The organism is Mesorhizobium sp. M1142 (assembly GCF_040318565.1).
Classification (GTDB): domain Bacteria; phylum Pseudomonadota; class Alphaproteobacteria; order Rhizobiales; family Rhizobiaceae; genus Mesorhizobium.
Genome location: NZ_JAMYMK010000084.1, coordinates 1 through 664 on the forward strand (window position 1 = coordinate 1; position 664 = coordinate 664).

1 protein-coding gene is annotated in these 664 nt (G+C 58.6%); it reads right to left on the bottom strand.

Annotation, left to right across the window (positions count from 1 at the left end; all coding sequences use genetic code 11):
• Positions 1 to 151: 151 nt before the first annotated feature.
• Complete coding sequence (locus NKH42_RS31175) at positions 152 to 430, bottom strand: hypothetical protein (RefSeq protein WP_352510024.1); 279 nt, start codon at positions 428 to 430, stop codon at positions 152 to 154.
• Between the last annotated feature and the right edge of the window lie 234 nt (positions 431 to 664).

Genomic DNA, 664 nt, shown 5'->3' on the forward strand with positions numbered 1-664 from the left:
CCTGCCTTGTTATTGGGACCAGCCCTCGCTCTTCGCAGAAATCGCGGATCAGCGAGAAGCTGTGTCCCGTGCATAGATCATCGGGCAGCGCAACCTGGTAAGGCCACTCGCGGTCAATCTTGGCCCGCGAGGGGCGACGGCTGCGCATCGGTCAGTGGTGAGCGCCGGATTTCTTGTTCTCTCTCAGGTAAATGTCGGTCTGGTGGCGCATCGCATCCGAAAGCGACAACGCCAGATCGAGGTCTCCAGGATAGATCGCCAATATCCAAGTGGCCGTCAGCTCCGCGATAGCCTGTTTCTGGCTGACGTCGGACAGGCCACGCATTTGCTTTGCCATCTTGCTGACGGCCCGGTGAATGGCGGCCCGCTCGCGCCTTACCGTGGCATATATCTCGGGCTGCTCGGACTCGGTCGCAGTAATCGGCTTCATGGGGGTGTCTCTAATCTGCTGGCAGTGAACGAAATGAGAACATCAGAGTCAAGAGCCTCTTGAAGGAACAGGGCTTTTCTAGAGGGATGGCGCACGATCCGATCGACACGCTGGGCAAGGCAACCCGGCACAACATGCTTGTGAAGGCGGAATGCAGTTGCGGCAATGTCCGCTACTGCCGTTCGGCTGACCTGATGATGGTATATGGCGACGGCGCTGATCCGCTGAAGCTGA

What these genes read in the sequence shown, in the direction of transcription:
- NKH42_RS31175 (WP_352510024.1), bottom strand. Translation starts at nt 430, where the DNA reads ATGAAGCCGATTACTGCGACCGAGTCCGAGCAGCCCGAGATATATGCC.